Raw genomic sequence first — 13,548 nt, 5'->3', positions numbered from 1 at the left:
GAATCGATAGTGCCCTATACCACCGACAGGGCGGGGAGCGTGGGGGCCCTATCGGGGCCTGACCCCGTTCATCGGCGGCCGGTCGGCCAGCGACACCGGCCAGGTGTGCTGGGTGTAGCCCTCGCCGTCGGCGAAGAATTGGGTCAATCCAGCCCCGGAGTCGGGAACGCCGCAGCGCGAGAGCAGAGTCGCGATCACCTGGCGGCTCATCGCGCCCAGCTCGGCCAGCGGCCGGTTGCGGTGCGCCCGCACACCGAGATTGACCTGGGCGATCGCGTCCAGCCCCAACCGGTCGAAGGTGTCGATCAGCAGGCCGATCTCCACGCCGTAGCCCGGCGCGAACGGCAGCGAGCTCAGCAGCTCCCGGCTGGCCGCGTATTCGCCGCCCAACGGCTGCAAGATGCAGCCCAGCTCAGGCCGCAGCGCCGCCAGCAACGGCCGGGCGGCCAGCTCGGTCACCCGCCCCCCACCGGTGGAGGGCGCACGGCCATCCTCATCTTCGACACCGTCGGCCTCGCGGACCATCAGGGGCCGCCGGTAGAAGCTCTTGACCAGGTGAACGCCGTCTTCGGTAAGCAGCGGGTCGACCAGCCAGGGCACGAACATCGGGTGCGGGTCGAGCAGGTCGGAGTCGACGAACACGACGATGTCGCCGCTGGTCACCGCCAGCGAGCGCCACAACGCCTCGCCCTTGCCGGACCGGGTCGCGACCTCGGGCAGCGCCTGTTCCCGGCTGATCACGCGGGCACCGGCCGCGATGGCGCGGATCTCGGTCTCGTCGGTCGAGCCGGAGTCCAGCACGATCAGCTCGTCGACCAACCCGTCGACCAGCGGTGAAATGCTGTCGATGACCGAGGCGATGGTTGCTTCCTCGTTGAGCGCCGGCAGCACCACCGAGATCGTGCGCCCCGCCTTCGCCTCTTCCAATTGCCGCAGCGTCCGGCCGGGACGACTCGAACTGCGGTTGGACAGCCAGACGTCGCCGGGCCGGGCCGCGACGGCCCCGGCGGCGAGATCGCCGGCCACCAACTCCGATGCCGTCATGCCAGTCCCCTCACGGTGCGCGCCGGCGGGCGAATGCCCTGGATCGAGGCGACCATTTCCAGCACCCGCCGGGTCGCCGCGACCTGGTGCACCCGGAACACGCGCACGCCGGCGGCCGCTGCCAGCGCGGTCGCCGCCAACGTTCCCTCAAGGCGTTCCGTCAATCCCACACCCAGAGTCTCCCCGACGAAGTCCTTGTTGCTCAAAGCCATGAGCACGGGCCATCCGGTATTAACAAGTTCGCTCACGTGGCGCAACAGGACCAGCCCGTGGAAGGTGTTCTTGCCCATGTCGTGAGTCGGGTCGATGAACACCCGGTCGGGGGCCACTCCGGCCGCGACCGCGCGTTCGGCGGCCCCGGTGACCTGACGAATCACGTCGTCGACCACTCCGCGGGTGGTTGTGCCGAAACTCACCCGGAACGGACGGGTGCGCGGCTGCGCTCCGCCGGTGTGCGAACACACCAGGCCCACCCCGAGCTCGGCGGCGACCTCCGGCAAGGCGGGGTCGACGCCGGCCCAGGTGTCGTTGATCAGGTCCGCGCCCGCCGCGCAGGCCAGCCTGGCGACTTCGGAGCGCCAGGTGTCGACGCTGATCAGCTGATCCGGATACGCGCCCCGCAGCCATTCGATGAACGGCACCAGCCGGGCGATCTCCGTGTTCGCGTCGACGTTCTCGCCCGGGCCCGCCTTGACGCCGCCCACGTCGATCAGGTCGGCACCATCGGCGATCGCCCGGTGCACGGCATCCCGGGCCGCTTCGTCGCTGAAGGTCGCACCGTTGTCGAAGAACGAGTCCGGTGTGCGGTTGATGATCGCCATGACCAGCGCGCGATCCCCGGCCACGGGTCGGCCGCACAGAGTTGACTGCACACGTCCATACTGCCCGGTCACCGCCGGCGCCTGGCCCGGGGATCGGCGATCGAGTGTGACGCCATGGCGCGTTGTCACGGCGTGTCGTCGCCGTCAGCGCGCACTCGGCGCCGTCGGGCTTCAGCCTTGCGGGCGCTTACCCGCCGCTACCTCATCCGGATATTCGTCGTAGTAGGGCACATACCCGTCGTCTCGGCCGGCCAGGACGTACAGGGGGTCGGTCACGGCGGGCCCGTAGGCCTGCTCGCGCAACTCCACCTTGCGGCTCTTGAACGTCGTGGTGTGCTCGAGCGTCTTGACCACCCGCACGAACAGCGGCAGCGCGTATGCGGGCAGCTGCCCGTACACCGCACGTCCGAGCACCTTGCCGTCGAACTCCGCGCCGTCGCGCAATTGCACCGCGGCCATCCCGGCACGCCCGCCGGTGTCTGGCACCTCGACGCCGAAGACGGTGCACTCCTCGACGGTCTCGTCCGACGCCAGCGCCGCCTCCACCTGTGTGGTGGCGACGTTCTCCCCCTTCCAGCGGAAGGTGTCGCCGAGCCGATCGACGAACGCCGCGTGCCGCATGCCCTGCGGGCTCATCACGTCGCCGGAATTGAAATAACAGTCGCCGTCGCGAAAAGCGTTGCGCACCAACTTCTTTTCGCTCGACGTCTTGTCGGTGTAGCCGTCGAACGGTTGCAACCGGTTGACGGGGCTGAGCAACAGACCGGGCTGACCGGCCGGCACGCGGTTCACCCGGCCGTCGGCGTCGCGCAGCGGCTCCCCGGTGTCGGGGTCGTACTCGACATACACCAGCGGCATCGGCGCGATGCCGGTCGACCCGGGCACGTTGAAGATATTGATGAACGCCGTATTGCCCTCGCTGGAGGCGTAGAACTCACACACCCGCGAGATGCCGAAGCGCTTGGTGAATTCCTTCCAGATCTCCGGGCGCAGTCCGTTGCCGGCGATCAGGCGCACCTTGTGCTTGCGGTCGGTGTCCTTGGGCGGCTGGTTGAGCAGATAGCGGCAGATCTCGCCGATGTAGATGAACGCCGTGGCCTGGCTGTCGATCACCTCGTCCCAAAACCGGGAGGCCGAAAACGACTTGCCCAGCGCCAGCGTCGCCCCGGAGTTGATCGCCGACGACAGCGCCACCGTCAGCGCGTTGTTGTGATACAGCGGCAGGCAGCTGTACAGCGTGTCGGAGCTCTTCAGCCGCAACCCCAATCCGCCGAACGCCGCCAGCGCCTTGAGCCACCGCAGATGCGTCATCACGCTGGCCTTGGGGAACCCGGTGGTGCCCGACGTGAAGATGTAGAAGGCGGTGTCGCGGGCCTGTACGGCCGCCACCGAATGCGGGTTGGTGGCCACCGCGCCGGCGGCGAAGTGCTCCACGTCCTCGATGGTCAGCGTGTTGGCGGTGCCCGCGGAACCCGACTCGGCGACGGCGCTGACCAGGTCGGTCTCCGCGATCAGCACCTTGGCGCCGAGCAGGCCCAGGCTGTGCGCCAGCACCTCGCCGCGCTGGTGGTAGTTGAGCATGCCCGCGACGGCCCCGCATTTGACGGTGGCCAGCATCGCCAGCACGGTGTTGGGCGAGTTACGCAGCATGATCGCGACCACGTCGCCGTGGCCGACACCGCGCGCGGCCAGGACGGCGGCGTACCGGTTGGCGACCGCGTTGGCCTCACGGTAGGTCAGCTGCTGGTCGCCGAAGCGCAGGAAGACCTTGTCCCCGTAGCGTGCGGCACGGTCCTGGAACACGCTGCCGATCGACCGGTGCGAGCCCGGCTGGGCCAACAGCCCGGTCAGCGCGCCGCGGACGATCACCGGCATGTCGGCCAGTACGCCCGGCAGTCCCGACGCGATGTCCGTCACGCCGATCCGTCTGCGTGCTCCCCCGCCGAGACCGGACACGTGCTCCCTCGATTCCCCTTGACGCAGCCGACCTCAGACAGGGGCGCACGCCTCGATTGCGTCATTCACCTTATCGACCAGCACCAGCGTGTCCATCGCCACCTGCGAGATGTAACCGCGGTCAAGCAAGTCGTTCAACCACACCCACAAGCCCTCGTAGTGACCCCAGGTATCCAGCATCACCACGGGTTTGTCGTGCATACCCAGATAGCCTGTCGTCCACGCCTCGAACAACTCGTCGAGGGTGCCGATCCCGCCCGGCAGCACGATGAACGCGTCGGCGCGGTCTTCCATGACGCGCTTGCGCTCGCGCATCGTGTCGGTGACGATAAGCTCGTCGGCTTTTTTGTCGGCGAGCTCGCGCCGCATCAGGTGTTCCGGGATCACGCCCACCGTCCGGCCGCCGTGCGCACGTGCCGCACTGGCCACCGCGCCCATCGCCGAAACGTGGCCGCCGCCCCACACCAAAGTCCAGCCGCGATCGGCGATCGCTTCGCCGAGTTCGCTGGCCAGATCAAGCAATTCGGGGTGCGTCGGGCCGGACGCACAGTAGACGCAGACCGCCCACTCGCTTGAGGGATCGCCGTCGGGGCGCATAACCGCCAACGTAGACCAAAGCCCTTCGAACCGTGCAAATATGGGTCTTTCACGCTGGCTAGTCACCGGCCGGACACCGCATCGCAATAAAATTCGGCGATGCCGATTCGATGGAACGTCCCGCAGCACGCGTCCACGTTGGAACAACTGGAATCAGCCCTGGGTGACGGGGCGCGGCGCGGTGCGGTGGTGCTCGGACCCGACGGTGTCGGCAAGTCCACCCTGGCGCGGCTGGCCGCCGAACACTTCTCGAACGGCAACCCGAGCACGTTCATCCGCTGGGTCACCGGCACCCCGACCGAGCGCGTGGTCCCGTTCGGCGCCTTCAGCCACATCGTGGACATCGCCGACATCGGCAAGCCGGCCGCGTTATTGCGGGCGGCCCGGGCATCGCTGAGCCGCGACCGGCAGGGCGAGCTGTTGCTGATCGTCGACGACGCCCACGACCTGGACATCCTGTCCGCCACCCTGGTCTACCAGCTGGCACTGTCCGGCACCGCCCGGATGATCGTCACCGCCCGCGCGGACGCGGCACCCGAGGCCATCGCGGCGCTGTGGACCGACGGCCTGCTGGAACGGATCGACGTCGACGCGCCCGGCGAAGCCACCAGCGCGGGCGAGGTCGACACCTTCATCGCCGAGTTGCCCACGGCGGCACGCGCGGTGCTCGACTATCTCGCCGTCCAAGAGCCGCTGTCGTTGGCCGATCTCACCGTGCTGGCCGGCGACGGCGCGGTCAGCGAGGCGCAGGACTGGGGTGCGGCGGAAACCCGGGTGCGCGACGAGCATGCCGACGATCCGGTGGTTTACACCGCCCATCCGCTGTTCTCCGAACGCGCCCGTGCCGCGCTGGGCGCCGACGGTGCCCGGCGGCGGCGCACCGAATTGGTCGAGCTGCAGTCCCGACATCCGTCGGAGCACCTGTCCGACCGGCTGCGGCTGGCCTCCCTGGCGCTGGACAGCGACGCCCCGCAGCCGGTGGCCGAGGTTGTCGACGCCGCCCAGCAGGCGCTGCGGCTCGGTGATCTCACGCTCGGCGAGCGATTCGCCCGCTCCGCGCTGCAGCGCTGCGACGACTCCGCGGCACTGGCGGCGCGGCTGCCGCTGGCGAATTCGCTGGCGTTTCAGGGCCGTGGCCGAGAGGCGGAGGAGCTGCTGGCCGCGGTCGACTCCGCGGCGCTGTCCGAAGAAGAGCTGATGGCGTGGACCCTGTTGCGGGCGGCCAATCAATTCTTCATGCTCAGCGAGCCGGAGCGGGCCACCGCATTCCTGCTGACCATCCGCAATCGGGTCGCCGATGTCGGCCCGCGCCTCACGCTCGACGCGCTGAGCGCAACCTTCGCGATGAACGCCGGCAACATCGAGGGCGCGGTCGAGATCGCGCATCGGGTGCTGGACTCGCCGGCCGCCGACGACCAGGCGGTGGCCTGGGCAGCGAGCGCGGCGACGCTGTGCTCGGCCCGCCAGGGCCGGTTCGCCGACGTCGAGCCGCTGGCGCAGCGTGCCCTTAACGCCGAGCACCCCGGGCTGCTGCGCTTCACGGTCGGGCTGGGCGAGACGACGACCCTGCTGATGGCGGGCCGGGTCGAGACGGCGACCGAACTGGCCCAGCAGTTCACCGATTTCGCCGAATTGCAGCAGCCCGGCCGGGCGATCGGTGAGGTGCTGCTGGCGCACATGCTGATCGCCGCCGGCAGATTCGCGGAGGCCGCCGCACTGCTGGGCCCGGCGACCGCCGCCCTGGAACGCACCGGCTATTCGTGGGGGCCGCTGTCGCTGATGCTGCTGGCCACCGCGCTGGCCCAGCAGGGTGACATCGCCGGCTCGGCAAAAGCCTTGAGCAGAGCCGAATCTCGGCATGGGACCAAGTCGGCGCTGTTCACCCCCGAGCTGGGGGTGGCCCGGGCCTGGCGGCTGGCTGCCGAACGCGACTCCCACGGGGCGATCGCGGCGGCCCGCGACGCGGCCCGGATGGCCGAACGCCGCGGCCAGTCGGCGGTGGCGCTGCGCGTCTGGCACGAGGCCGTCCGCCTCGGCGATATCCGCGCGGTGGATCCGCTGGCCCGGCTGTGCGACGAGGTCGACTGCGTGGCGGGTCAGCTCGCGCTGGCTCATGCCAAAGCGCGGGCGACTAACGACGGAGAAGCGCTGCGCGCGGTGGCCGAGGAGCTGACGGCCGTCGGCTTGCACGCGGCGGCCGCCAATGCGGCCGCGCAGGCCCAGCAGTGCGCTTAGCCGCCTGCTGAACCACCCAGGTAGGGCCGGAGCATGTCGACCGCGGCGGTGATCGCGGCGACGGGCACCCGCTCGTCGCGGGTGTGCGCCAGGTTGGGATCGCCGGGCCCGAAGTTGATCGCCGGGATGCCCAGCGCGGCGAACCGGGACACGTCCGTCCAGCCGTATTTGGCCCGCACCTGTCCCCCGGCGGCCTCGACCAGCGCCTTGGCGGCCGGCTGCGACAGGCCGGGTAGCGCACCCGCCGCGCCGTCGGTCTGCTCGATCCGCACGTCGAGCCCGTCGAGCACGTCGTGCACATGTTGCAGCGCCTCGGTCAGCGAGCGGTCGGGCGCGAAGCGGTAATTGACGGTGACCGAGGCGGCGTCGGGAATGACGTTGCCTGCCACGCCGCCGTCGACCCGCACGGCCGACAAGCCTTCTCGGTACTGGCAGCCGTCGATGTCGACGGTGCGCGCCCGGTACTGGGCCAACCGCTCCAGCACGCTACCCAGTTTGTGAATTGCGTTGTCGCCCAACCAGAAACGTGCCGAATGTGCGCGAGTTCCGGTGGCGCTGACGACGACTCGCAGCGTGCCCTGGCAACCGGCCTCAATGTAGCCCGCGGTGGGCTCGCCCAGGATGGCGACGTCGGCGGCCAGCCAGTCCGGCAACTCGCGCTCGATGCGGCCCAAACCGTTTGCGGCAGCGTCGATTTCCTCGCAGTCGTAGAGCACCAGCGTCAGGTCGTGTGCCGGTTCGGCCACCGTGGCGGCCAGATGCAGGAAGACGGCGTCGCCGGATTTCATATCCGAGGTGCCGCAGCCGTACAGCACGTCGCCCTCGTCGGCGGTCGAGCGATGGCTGGGCAGGTTTTCGGCGACGGGGACGGTGTCGAGGTGACCGGCCAGCAGCACCCGCGACGGCCGGTTGCGCTGGGTGCGTGCCAGCACGGCGTTGCCGTTGCGCACGATCTCGAAGCCCGACGTCTGCGCGCGCAGCGCGGCCTCGACCTCGTCGGCAATACGCGCTTCGTCTCGCGACTCGCTGGGGATGTCGACCAGCGCCGCGGTCAACGCGATCGGATCCCCATGCAAGTCCAGCACGCAACCAGCGTAATGGGCGGTTGGGCCAAAACGGTCAGCCCAGCACGTAGCCGCCGCTGAACTCGATCCCGATCAGCAAAGAGTCGGGATCGCTCGGCACCACCGCGCGGTCATCCGCGGGGCGCGGCACCACCTTTCGCGTACCGGGAAACATGATGCCGTCGTGTTCGGCGTAGTCGTACAGATAGTGGGCGGCCGGGCCGCCACCGAGCACCTCGGGCGCGTAGTCCTCGCGGGCGATGAGCCCGTCGCTGTCGATGTAGAGATCCATGACCGTGCTGTGGGTGTGGACATGCCGAGGAAATGTCAGCCGCAGCCGCCGCCAGTCCTGCCCGGGCCCCTCGTGCCAGGGGTCGATCTCCTGCGCGTCGACGCCGGGCAGGGCGGCCACGAACGGCTGGTTGAAGTAGTTCCACAGGGCGTAGCCGCCGAAGTACAGGCCGTGCAAGTGATCCCACGGCGTTTCGCGAACGTGGCCCGCGAAGGCATCCCGCGGCTGGTGCCGATCTTCTAGAACCGTCCCGTCCGCGGACTCGATCCACACCCGGTCCGGGGTGTAGAAGCCGCGGGAAGACTCGTCGGTGAACGGATGGACAGCCGACGCCTGCCGGGTCGTTTGAGCCTCGGCGGTGACACCACCGAACAGGGTCGGCTGCCCCTTGCCCGTCCAGGTCCGCCCCCACGACCGCACACCGGTGGAGACGGTGCGAACCTCACGCCACCGCTTCAGCCCCCCGTAGGCGGCGAGGACGTCGTCGAGTAGATCGCTCATGCTGTGCACTCCTCAGCATCTGGTTGTGCTGCAGGACAATCAATTTCGGCACAGTTGGCGTTGCCTGCGGCACACATTTTCTGACTAACTATGTCGTTACTTAGCAGAATAGCCGCCCGGAGCTGAGTAACGCAAGCATTAGTTATCGCAAACCGGGGCCTTTTGGTGTCCGCTCGGACGGGAAAGTAACCTGACCGCCGTGACTGGAGCTGCAGGTATCGGGCTGGCGACACTGGCCCCGGACGGATCGATCCTCGACACGTGGTTCCCCGCACCGGAACTGACGGAGTCGGGCACCAGCGGTACCTCGCGCCTCGCGCTGTCCGATGTGCCGCCCGAGCTGGCCGCATTGGTCGGACGCGACGACGACCGCAATACCGACACGGTGGCCGTGCGCACGGTCATCGGCTCACTCGACGATGTGGCCGCCGACGCCTACGACGCCTACCTGCGGCTGCATTTGCTGTCTCACCGCCTGGTTGCGCCGCATGGGCTGAACGCCGGCGGCTTGTTCGGGGTATTGACCAATGTGGTGTGGACTAATCACGGGCCCTGCGCGGTCGAGGGTTTCGAGGCGGTCCGCGCGCGGCTGCGCCGCAAGGGACAGGTGACCGTCTACGGCGTCGACAAGTTCCCGCGGATGGTCGACTACGTGATGCCCACCGGCGTCCGCATCGCCGACGCCGACCGGGTCCGCCTCGGTGCGCATCTGGCGCCGGGCACCACCGTGATGCACGAGGGCTTCGTCAACTTCAACGCCGGCACGCTGGGCGCCTCGATGGTGGAAGGCCGGATCTCCGGCGGCGTGGTGGTCGGCGACGGGTCGGACATCGGCGGCGGCGCATCGATCATGGGCACGCTGTCCGGCGGTGGCACGGAAGTCATTTCGATCGGCAAGCGGTGCCTGCTCGGTGCCAACGCGGGACTGGGCATCTCGCTGGGCGACGACTGTGTCGTCGAGGCCGGCCTGTATGTCACCGCGGGCACCAAAGTTCTTACGCCAGAGGGCAAAACGCTGAAGGCCCTGGAGCTCTCCGGCGGCAACAACCTGTTGTTCCGCCGCAATTCGGTCAGCGGCGCCGTGGAGGTGGTGGCCCGCGGCGGGCAGGGCATCGCCCTCAACGAGGACCTGCACGCCAACTAACGGCTACAGCGATGTGCCGCGGGTCTCCGGCAGCAGATAGGTGCAGACCAGGCTGATCAACGCGAGGGCGGCGAGCATGACTCCGATCGACCAGCTGCCGTAAGTCGCCAGCAGCGTTCCCGCGATCAGCGGCGGCAGGGCCCCGCCGATCACGCCGGCCAGGTTTATCGCCAGTGCCGAGCCGCTGTAGCGGTAGCGGGTGGCGAAAAGTTCGGGAATGAAAGCCCCGACGGGTCCGCTGCCGATGCCGGAGACGGCGAAGGTGCCGACAATCGCGACGGCATACAACGCCTTGTTGCCGGTGTCGATCAAGGGGACCACCACGAACGCCCACGGCACCGAGGCCGCCCAGCCCACCAGCATCAGCCGGCGCCGGCCCACTCGATCACACAGCACCGCGGAGGCCACCACGCTCGCGATGCTGACCAGACCGCTGAGCACACCGACCGACCAGATGAAGCCTCGCGTATAGCCCAGGTGGGTGTGTGCGTACATGGTGAAGTAGGTGTTGCCCATGTAGCAGAACGCCATCGTGGACAGCACGCTGCCGGCGGCCAACAGGATCTCGCGGCCCTGCAGGCGAAACACCTCGGCCAGCGGCGCTTTCGGCACCAGGTCGCGGGCTTTTTCCTCGGCGAACACCGGCGTCTCGTCGATGTTGAGCCGCACATACAACGCCAGCGCGATCAATGCCGCGCTGATCAGGAAGGGGATCCGCCATCCCCACTGCAGGAACTCGGGGCTGTATTCGCCGATCGTGACGTTGACACCGAGGAAGGTCAGGCTGCTCAGCACTCCGGCGACACCACCGCCGAGCAGGGTGAACATGCCGTACAGGCCGCGTCGGCCGCCGGGCGCGTATTCGGCGCTCAGCAAGGCCGACCCGGCCCATTCGCCGCCCACCGCGAACCCCTGCAGCAGCCGCAGCCCCATCAGGATCAACGGCGCCGCCATCCCGATGGACGCGGTGCTGGGCACCAGGCCGACGCTCACGGTGGCCACCGCCATGATCACCAGCGTCGAGATCAGCGTCTTCTTGCGGCCCAGCCGGTCACCGAAGTACCCGAAGACGGCCGCACCGACGGGCCGGGACAGGAATGCCGTGGCGAAGGTTCCCATCGAGGCGATCATGGCCACGCCGGGTGTGAGGTTCGGGAAGAACACGGCGGGGAACACCAGCGCCGCGGCGGTGCCGTAGATCAGGAAGTCGTAGAACTCGATTGCCGAGCCGACCAGGCACGAGACCGCGACACGCGCCATGGGTGTGGCGCGCGGCTGGTCCGCGATCGTCGTCACAGCGCCCGCCGGACGCATCGACTCACCCATCCGTTAGTGCCCCTTTTTGCGTCGGTGGTCCCTGCGGTCGTTCCCCAACGAAGGTAGGCGAAGGTGCGAAATCTCGCCGCACGACTAGCCTGGCAATATCCTGCGTGTCACGCAAAGCGGCAGCTGACAACACACATTGTGATGTGTCGGTTACCACGTCGATGCGGGCCTAACGCGTGAGCTCAGCCCTCGGACAGCAGCTGCTTCTTGACGACCTTGCCCATCGCGTTGCGCGGCAACGCTTCTACGAGCCGCACCTCGCGCGGCCGCTTGTGTATCGAAAGGTCTTGGGCGACAAAGTTGATCAGTTCATCGGTGTTGAGATCCGACGCGCCGACGACGAACGCGACGATGCGCTGGCCCAGGTCGTCGTCGGGCATGCCGACCACGGCCGCTTCCTGCACACCCGGATGCCCGAGGAGCGACGTCTCGATTTCGCCCGCACCGATGCGGTATCCGCCCGATTTGATCAGGTCGACCGATTCGCGGCCGACGATGCGGTGCATCCCCCCGGCGTCGACCACCGCGACATCGCCGGTGTGGTACCAGCCGTCGGCATCGAAAACCTCGGCGGTGGCCTCCGGCCGATTCAGGTATCCGTCGAACAGGGTCGGACCCCGAACATGAAGCTTTCCAACGGTTTCCCCGTCATGCGGAACGGAGTTGCCCGCGTCGTCGAGCAGTCTGGTCTCGATCCCGGCCAGCGGCAGGCCGACCCAGCCCGGGCGGCGCTCACCGTCGGCGCGCGTCGACACCGTGATCAACGACTCCGAGGCGCCGTAGCGTTCGATGGGCCGGTGCCCGGTCAGCTGCTCGAGCCGGTCGAACACCGGCACCGGCAGCGCCGCGCTACCCGACACCAGCAGCCGTGCCGAGCGCAGCGCCTCGGCGGACGCCTGATCGCCCACCACCCGCGACCACACCGTCGGCACCGCGAAGTACAGGGTGCCGCCGGATTCCGTGTGGGCCTTGGCATAGCCGGCCGGTGTCGGTTTTCCGGTGTGTACGAAGCGATTTCCGACCCGCAACGAGCCGAGCAGGCCCAGCACCAACCCGTGGATGTGGAACAGCGGCAACCCGTGCACCAGCACGTCGTCAGGTGTCCACTGCCAGGCCTGCGTCAGCGCATCGATGTCGGCGGCGATCGCCCGGCGGCTGACCACCACACCCTTGGGCGCTCCGGTGGTGCCCGAGGTGTAGATGACCATGGCGGTGGCCTCGGGCGCCGGCTCGGGATAGCGGTGCCAGGAGCGGGCGTGCAGGCGCACCGGGATGTGCGCCAAGCCCTCCAGCTCGTCGGGCTCGGGGCCCAACCAGGCCCGCGCGCCGGAGTCGGTCAACATGTGCCGGCGTTCGGCCGCGCCGACATCGGAGGGCACCGGGACGAACGGGACGCCGGCGATCAGGCAGCCGGTGATCGCCAGCACGGTCGACACGCTCGGGGTGGCCAGCACCGCAACCCGGTCCGCGCCGGCGACGCGTTCGGCCACCGACGTCGCACCACCGACCAGGTCACTGCGGCTCAATACGGTGCCGTCGATCTTGACCGCATCGGGGATGTCGGTGGCGGTGACGGCAGAGGGGTTCAGCGATTCCAGCAGCACTTCAGCAGGTTACCGACAGTCGTCGGGGAGGTGACGTCAGGCCTGCTCATCCCATATTTTCATCAGCGTGGAGAGGATCTCTTCGCCACGGCCCAACCCGGCGAGGTGGCTTTCGCCCGGCAGCACGAACAGTTCGCAGTCGGCCAGCTTGGCCACCACGTGCTCGCCGTGGGCAAAGGGCACGATGTGGTCGCTGTCGCCATGCCACCAGCGGACCGGGACCTTGATCTCGTCCAGCCGGAAGCCCCAGTCCTGGGTGAACAGGACGACGTCGTTGAACGGCGCGGCCAGCTGCTTGCGGCTGCCGTTGAGGAGGTCGTCGAGGAACATGGCCCCGAACTCGGGCCGGGTGAGCAGCCGCCGGTCGCCTTCGGGCGATATCGCGGCGTACAGAGACAGCGCGGTGTTCGCGACCGGACGGATCGACCGGACCAGCAGGCTGGCGCCGATCCGCAACGGGTCACCGCCCAGGCGCAACAGCGGCGCCACCCGCTTGCCCAGGTTCATCAGGCCGCTGGTGATGCCTTCGTCGCCGACGAACGGCGCGACGCCGCCGAGGATCCCGGCCGCCACCACCCGATCGGGCAGCCGCGCGGCTGACGCGAGGGCGTACGGACCGCCGCCGGACAGGCCGATGACGGCCATCTTGTCTATGCCGAGAATGTCGGCAATCGTGCGCAGGTCGTCGGCGAAGGCGGCGATGTTCCGGTAGAGATGCGGTGTCGACGATCCGATTCCGGGGCGGTCCAGGCCGATCAACCGGATGCCGTGGTCCTCGGCGTAGACGCGGGCCTCGGTCGGAATCTGCCGGCGGGCGCCCGGTGTGCCGTGCAGCCAGAACACCGCCCGGCCCTGCGGGTCACCGAATTCGGCGAACCCGATTTGGCGGTCCTCGCCGACAGCGACGTTTCCTTCTAGTTTTGGGCGGGCGATTTCGAAGACCATGTCAGCAGCTTGGCATGCG

Annotated in this window: 11 protein-coding genes; 2 read left to right on the top strand and 9 right to left on the bottom strand. The window is 68.7% G+C overall.

What is annotated here, in order from left to right:
- Positions 1-48: 48 nt before the first annotated feature.
- The 4 genes from G6N55_RS24130 to G6N55_RS24115 all read right to left on the bottom strand — a co-directional run bounded on the left by G6N55_RS24130 (position 49) and on the right by G6N55_RS24115 (position 4,418).
- Entirely contained in the window at positions 49-1,044 is a 996-nt protein-coding gene (locus tag G6N55_RS24130; protein ID WP_085221043.1) for a glucosyl-3-phosphoglycerate synthase, read from the bottom strand.
- The gene (folP, locus tag G6N55_RS24125; protein WP_139826739.1) at positions 1,041-1,865 is read right to left on the bottom strand and encodes a dihydropteroate synthase; all 825 of its coding nucleotides are present in this window, start codon (positions 1,863-1,865) and stop codon (positions 1,041-1,043) included. Before folP ends, G6N55_RS24130 begins: the two co-directional genes overlap by 4 nt.
- Positions 1,866-2,036: 171 nt before the next feature.
- Positions 2,037-3,821 (bottom strand): long-chain-acyl-CoA synthetase FadD6, encoded by a 1,785-nt coding sequence (fadD6, locus tag G6N55_RS24120; protein WP_085221044.1) that lies wholly within the window; start codon positions 3,819-3,821, stop codon positions 2,037-2,039.
- A gap of 33 nt (positions 3,822-3,854) precedes the next feature.
- Positions 3,855-4,418 carry an LOG family protein gene (locus G6N55_RS24115; protein WP_085221045.1) on the bottom strand — a complete coding sequence of 188 codons (564 nt, stop codon included), beginning with the start codon at positions 4,416-4,418 and terminating at the stop codon, positions 3,855-3,857.
- 99 nt (positions 4,419-4,517) lie between these two features.
- On the opposite strand from G6N55_RS24115, the gene G6N55_RS24110 reads away from it, so the two are divergent.
- The gene (locus G6N55_RS24110; RefSeq protein WP_085221046.1) at positions 4,518-6,653 is read left to right on the top strand and encodes an AAA family ATPase; all 2,136 of its coding nucleotides are present in this window, start codon (positions 4,518-4,520) and stop codon (positions 6,651-6,653) included.
- Here the strand turns inward: G6N55_RS24110 and dapE are convergent.
- A complete protein-coding gene (dapE, locus tag G6N55_RS24105) occupies positions 6,650-7,738 on the bottom strand; it encodes a succinyl-diaminopimelate desuccinylase (protein WP_085221047.1) in 1,089 nt (362 codons plus the stop codon). The two genes, G6N55_RS24110 and dapE, sit on opposite strands and share 4 nt — an antisense overlap.
- Before the next feature lie 34 nt (positions 7,739-7,772).
- Positions 7,773-8,510: a hypothetical protein gene (locus G6N55_RS24100; RefSeq protein ID WP_085221048.1), complete on the bottom strand. Its 738-nt coding sequence runs from the start codon at positions 8,508-8,510 to the stop codon at positions 7,773-7,775.
- A 190-nt stretch (positions 8,511-8,700) separates the two neighbouring features.
- On the opposite strand from G6N55_RS24100, the gene dapD reads away from it, so the two are divergent.
- On the top strand, positions 8,701-9,654 hold the full coding sequence (dapD, locus tag G6N55_RS24095) for a 2,3,4,5-tetrahydropyridine-2,6-dicarboxylate N-succinyltransferase (RefSeq protein WP_139826723.1): 954 nt from the start codon (positions 8,701-8,703) through the stop codon (positions 9,652-9,654).
- Between the two features lie 3 nt (positions 9,655-9,657).
- On the opposite strand, the gene G6N55_RS24090 is transcribed toward dapD, so the two are convergent.
- The 3 genes from G6N55_RS24090 to G6N55_RS24080 form a co-directional block, all read right to left on the bottom strand.
- Positions 9,658-10,914: an MFS transporter gene (locus G6N55_RS24090; RefSeq protein ID WP_085221264.1), complete on the bottom strand. Its 1,257-nt coding sequence runs from the start codon at positions 10,912-10,914 to the stop codon at positions 9,658-9,660.
- 248 nt (positions 10,915-11,162) lie between these two features.
- On the bottom strand, positions 11,163-12,584 hold the full coding sequence (locus G6N55_RS24085) for an acyl-CoA synthetase (RefSeq protein ID WP_085221050.1): 1,422 nt from the start codon (positions 12,582-12,584) through the stop codon (positions 11,163-11,165).
- Between the two features lie 36 nt (positions 12,585-12,620).
- A complete protein-coding gene (locus tag G6N55_RS24080) occupies positions 12,621-13,529 on the bottom strand; it encodes an alpha/beta fold hydrolase (RefSeq protein WP_085221051.1) in 909 nt (302 codons plus the stop codon).
- Positions 13,530-13,548 lie beyond the last annotated feature (19 nt).

Source organism: Mycobacterium florentinum (assembly GCF_010730355.1).
Taxonomy (GTDB): Bacteria; Actinomycetota; Actinomycetes; order Mycobacteriales; family Mycobacteriaceae; genus Mycobacterium; species Mycobacterium florentinum.
Note: the sequence above shows the minus strand (reverse complement) of the source record. Positions and strands in the feature narration are given on the sequence as shown.

What these genes read in the sequence shown, in the direction of transcription:
- G6N55_RS24130 (WP_085221043.1), bottom strand. Translation starts at nt 1,044, where the DNA reads ATGACGGCATCGGAGTTGGTGGCCGGCGATCTCGCCGCCGGGGCCGTC.
- folP (WP_139826739.1), bottom strand. Translation starts at nt 1,865, where the DNA reads ATGGCGATCATCAACCGCACACCGGACTCGTTCTTCGACAACGGTGCG.
- G6N55_RS24115 (WP_085221045.1), bottom strand. Translation starts at nt 4,418, where the DNA reads ATGCGCCCCGACGGCGATCCCTCAAGCGAGTGGGCGGTCTGCGTCTAC.
- G6N55_RS24110 (WP_085221046.1), top strand. Translation starts at nt 4,518, where the DNA reads ATGCCGATTCGATGGAACGTCCCGCAGCACGCGTCCACGTTGGAACAA.
- G6N55_RS24100 (WP_085221048.1), bottom strand. Translation starts at nt 8,510, where the DNA reads ATGAGCGATCTACTCGACGACGTCCTCGCCGCCTACGGGGGGCTGAAG.
- G6N55_RS24090 (WP_085221264.1), bottom strand. Translation starts at nt 10,914, where the DNA reads ATGGCGCGTGTCGCGGTCTCGTGCCTGGTCGGCTCGGCAATCGAGTTC.
- G6N55_RS24080 (WP_085221051.1), bottom strand. Translation starts at nt 13,529, where the DNA reads ATGGTCTTCGAAATCGCCCGCCCAAAACTAGAAGGAAACGTCGCTGTC.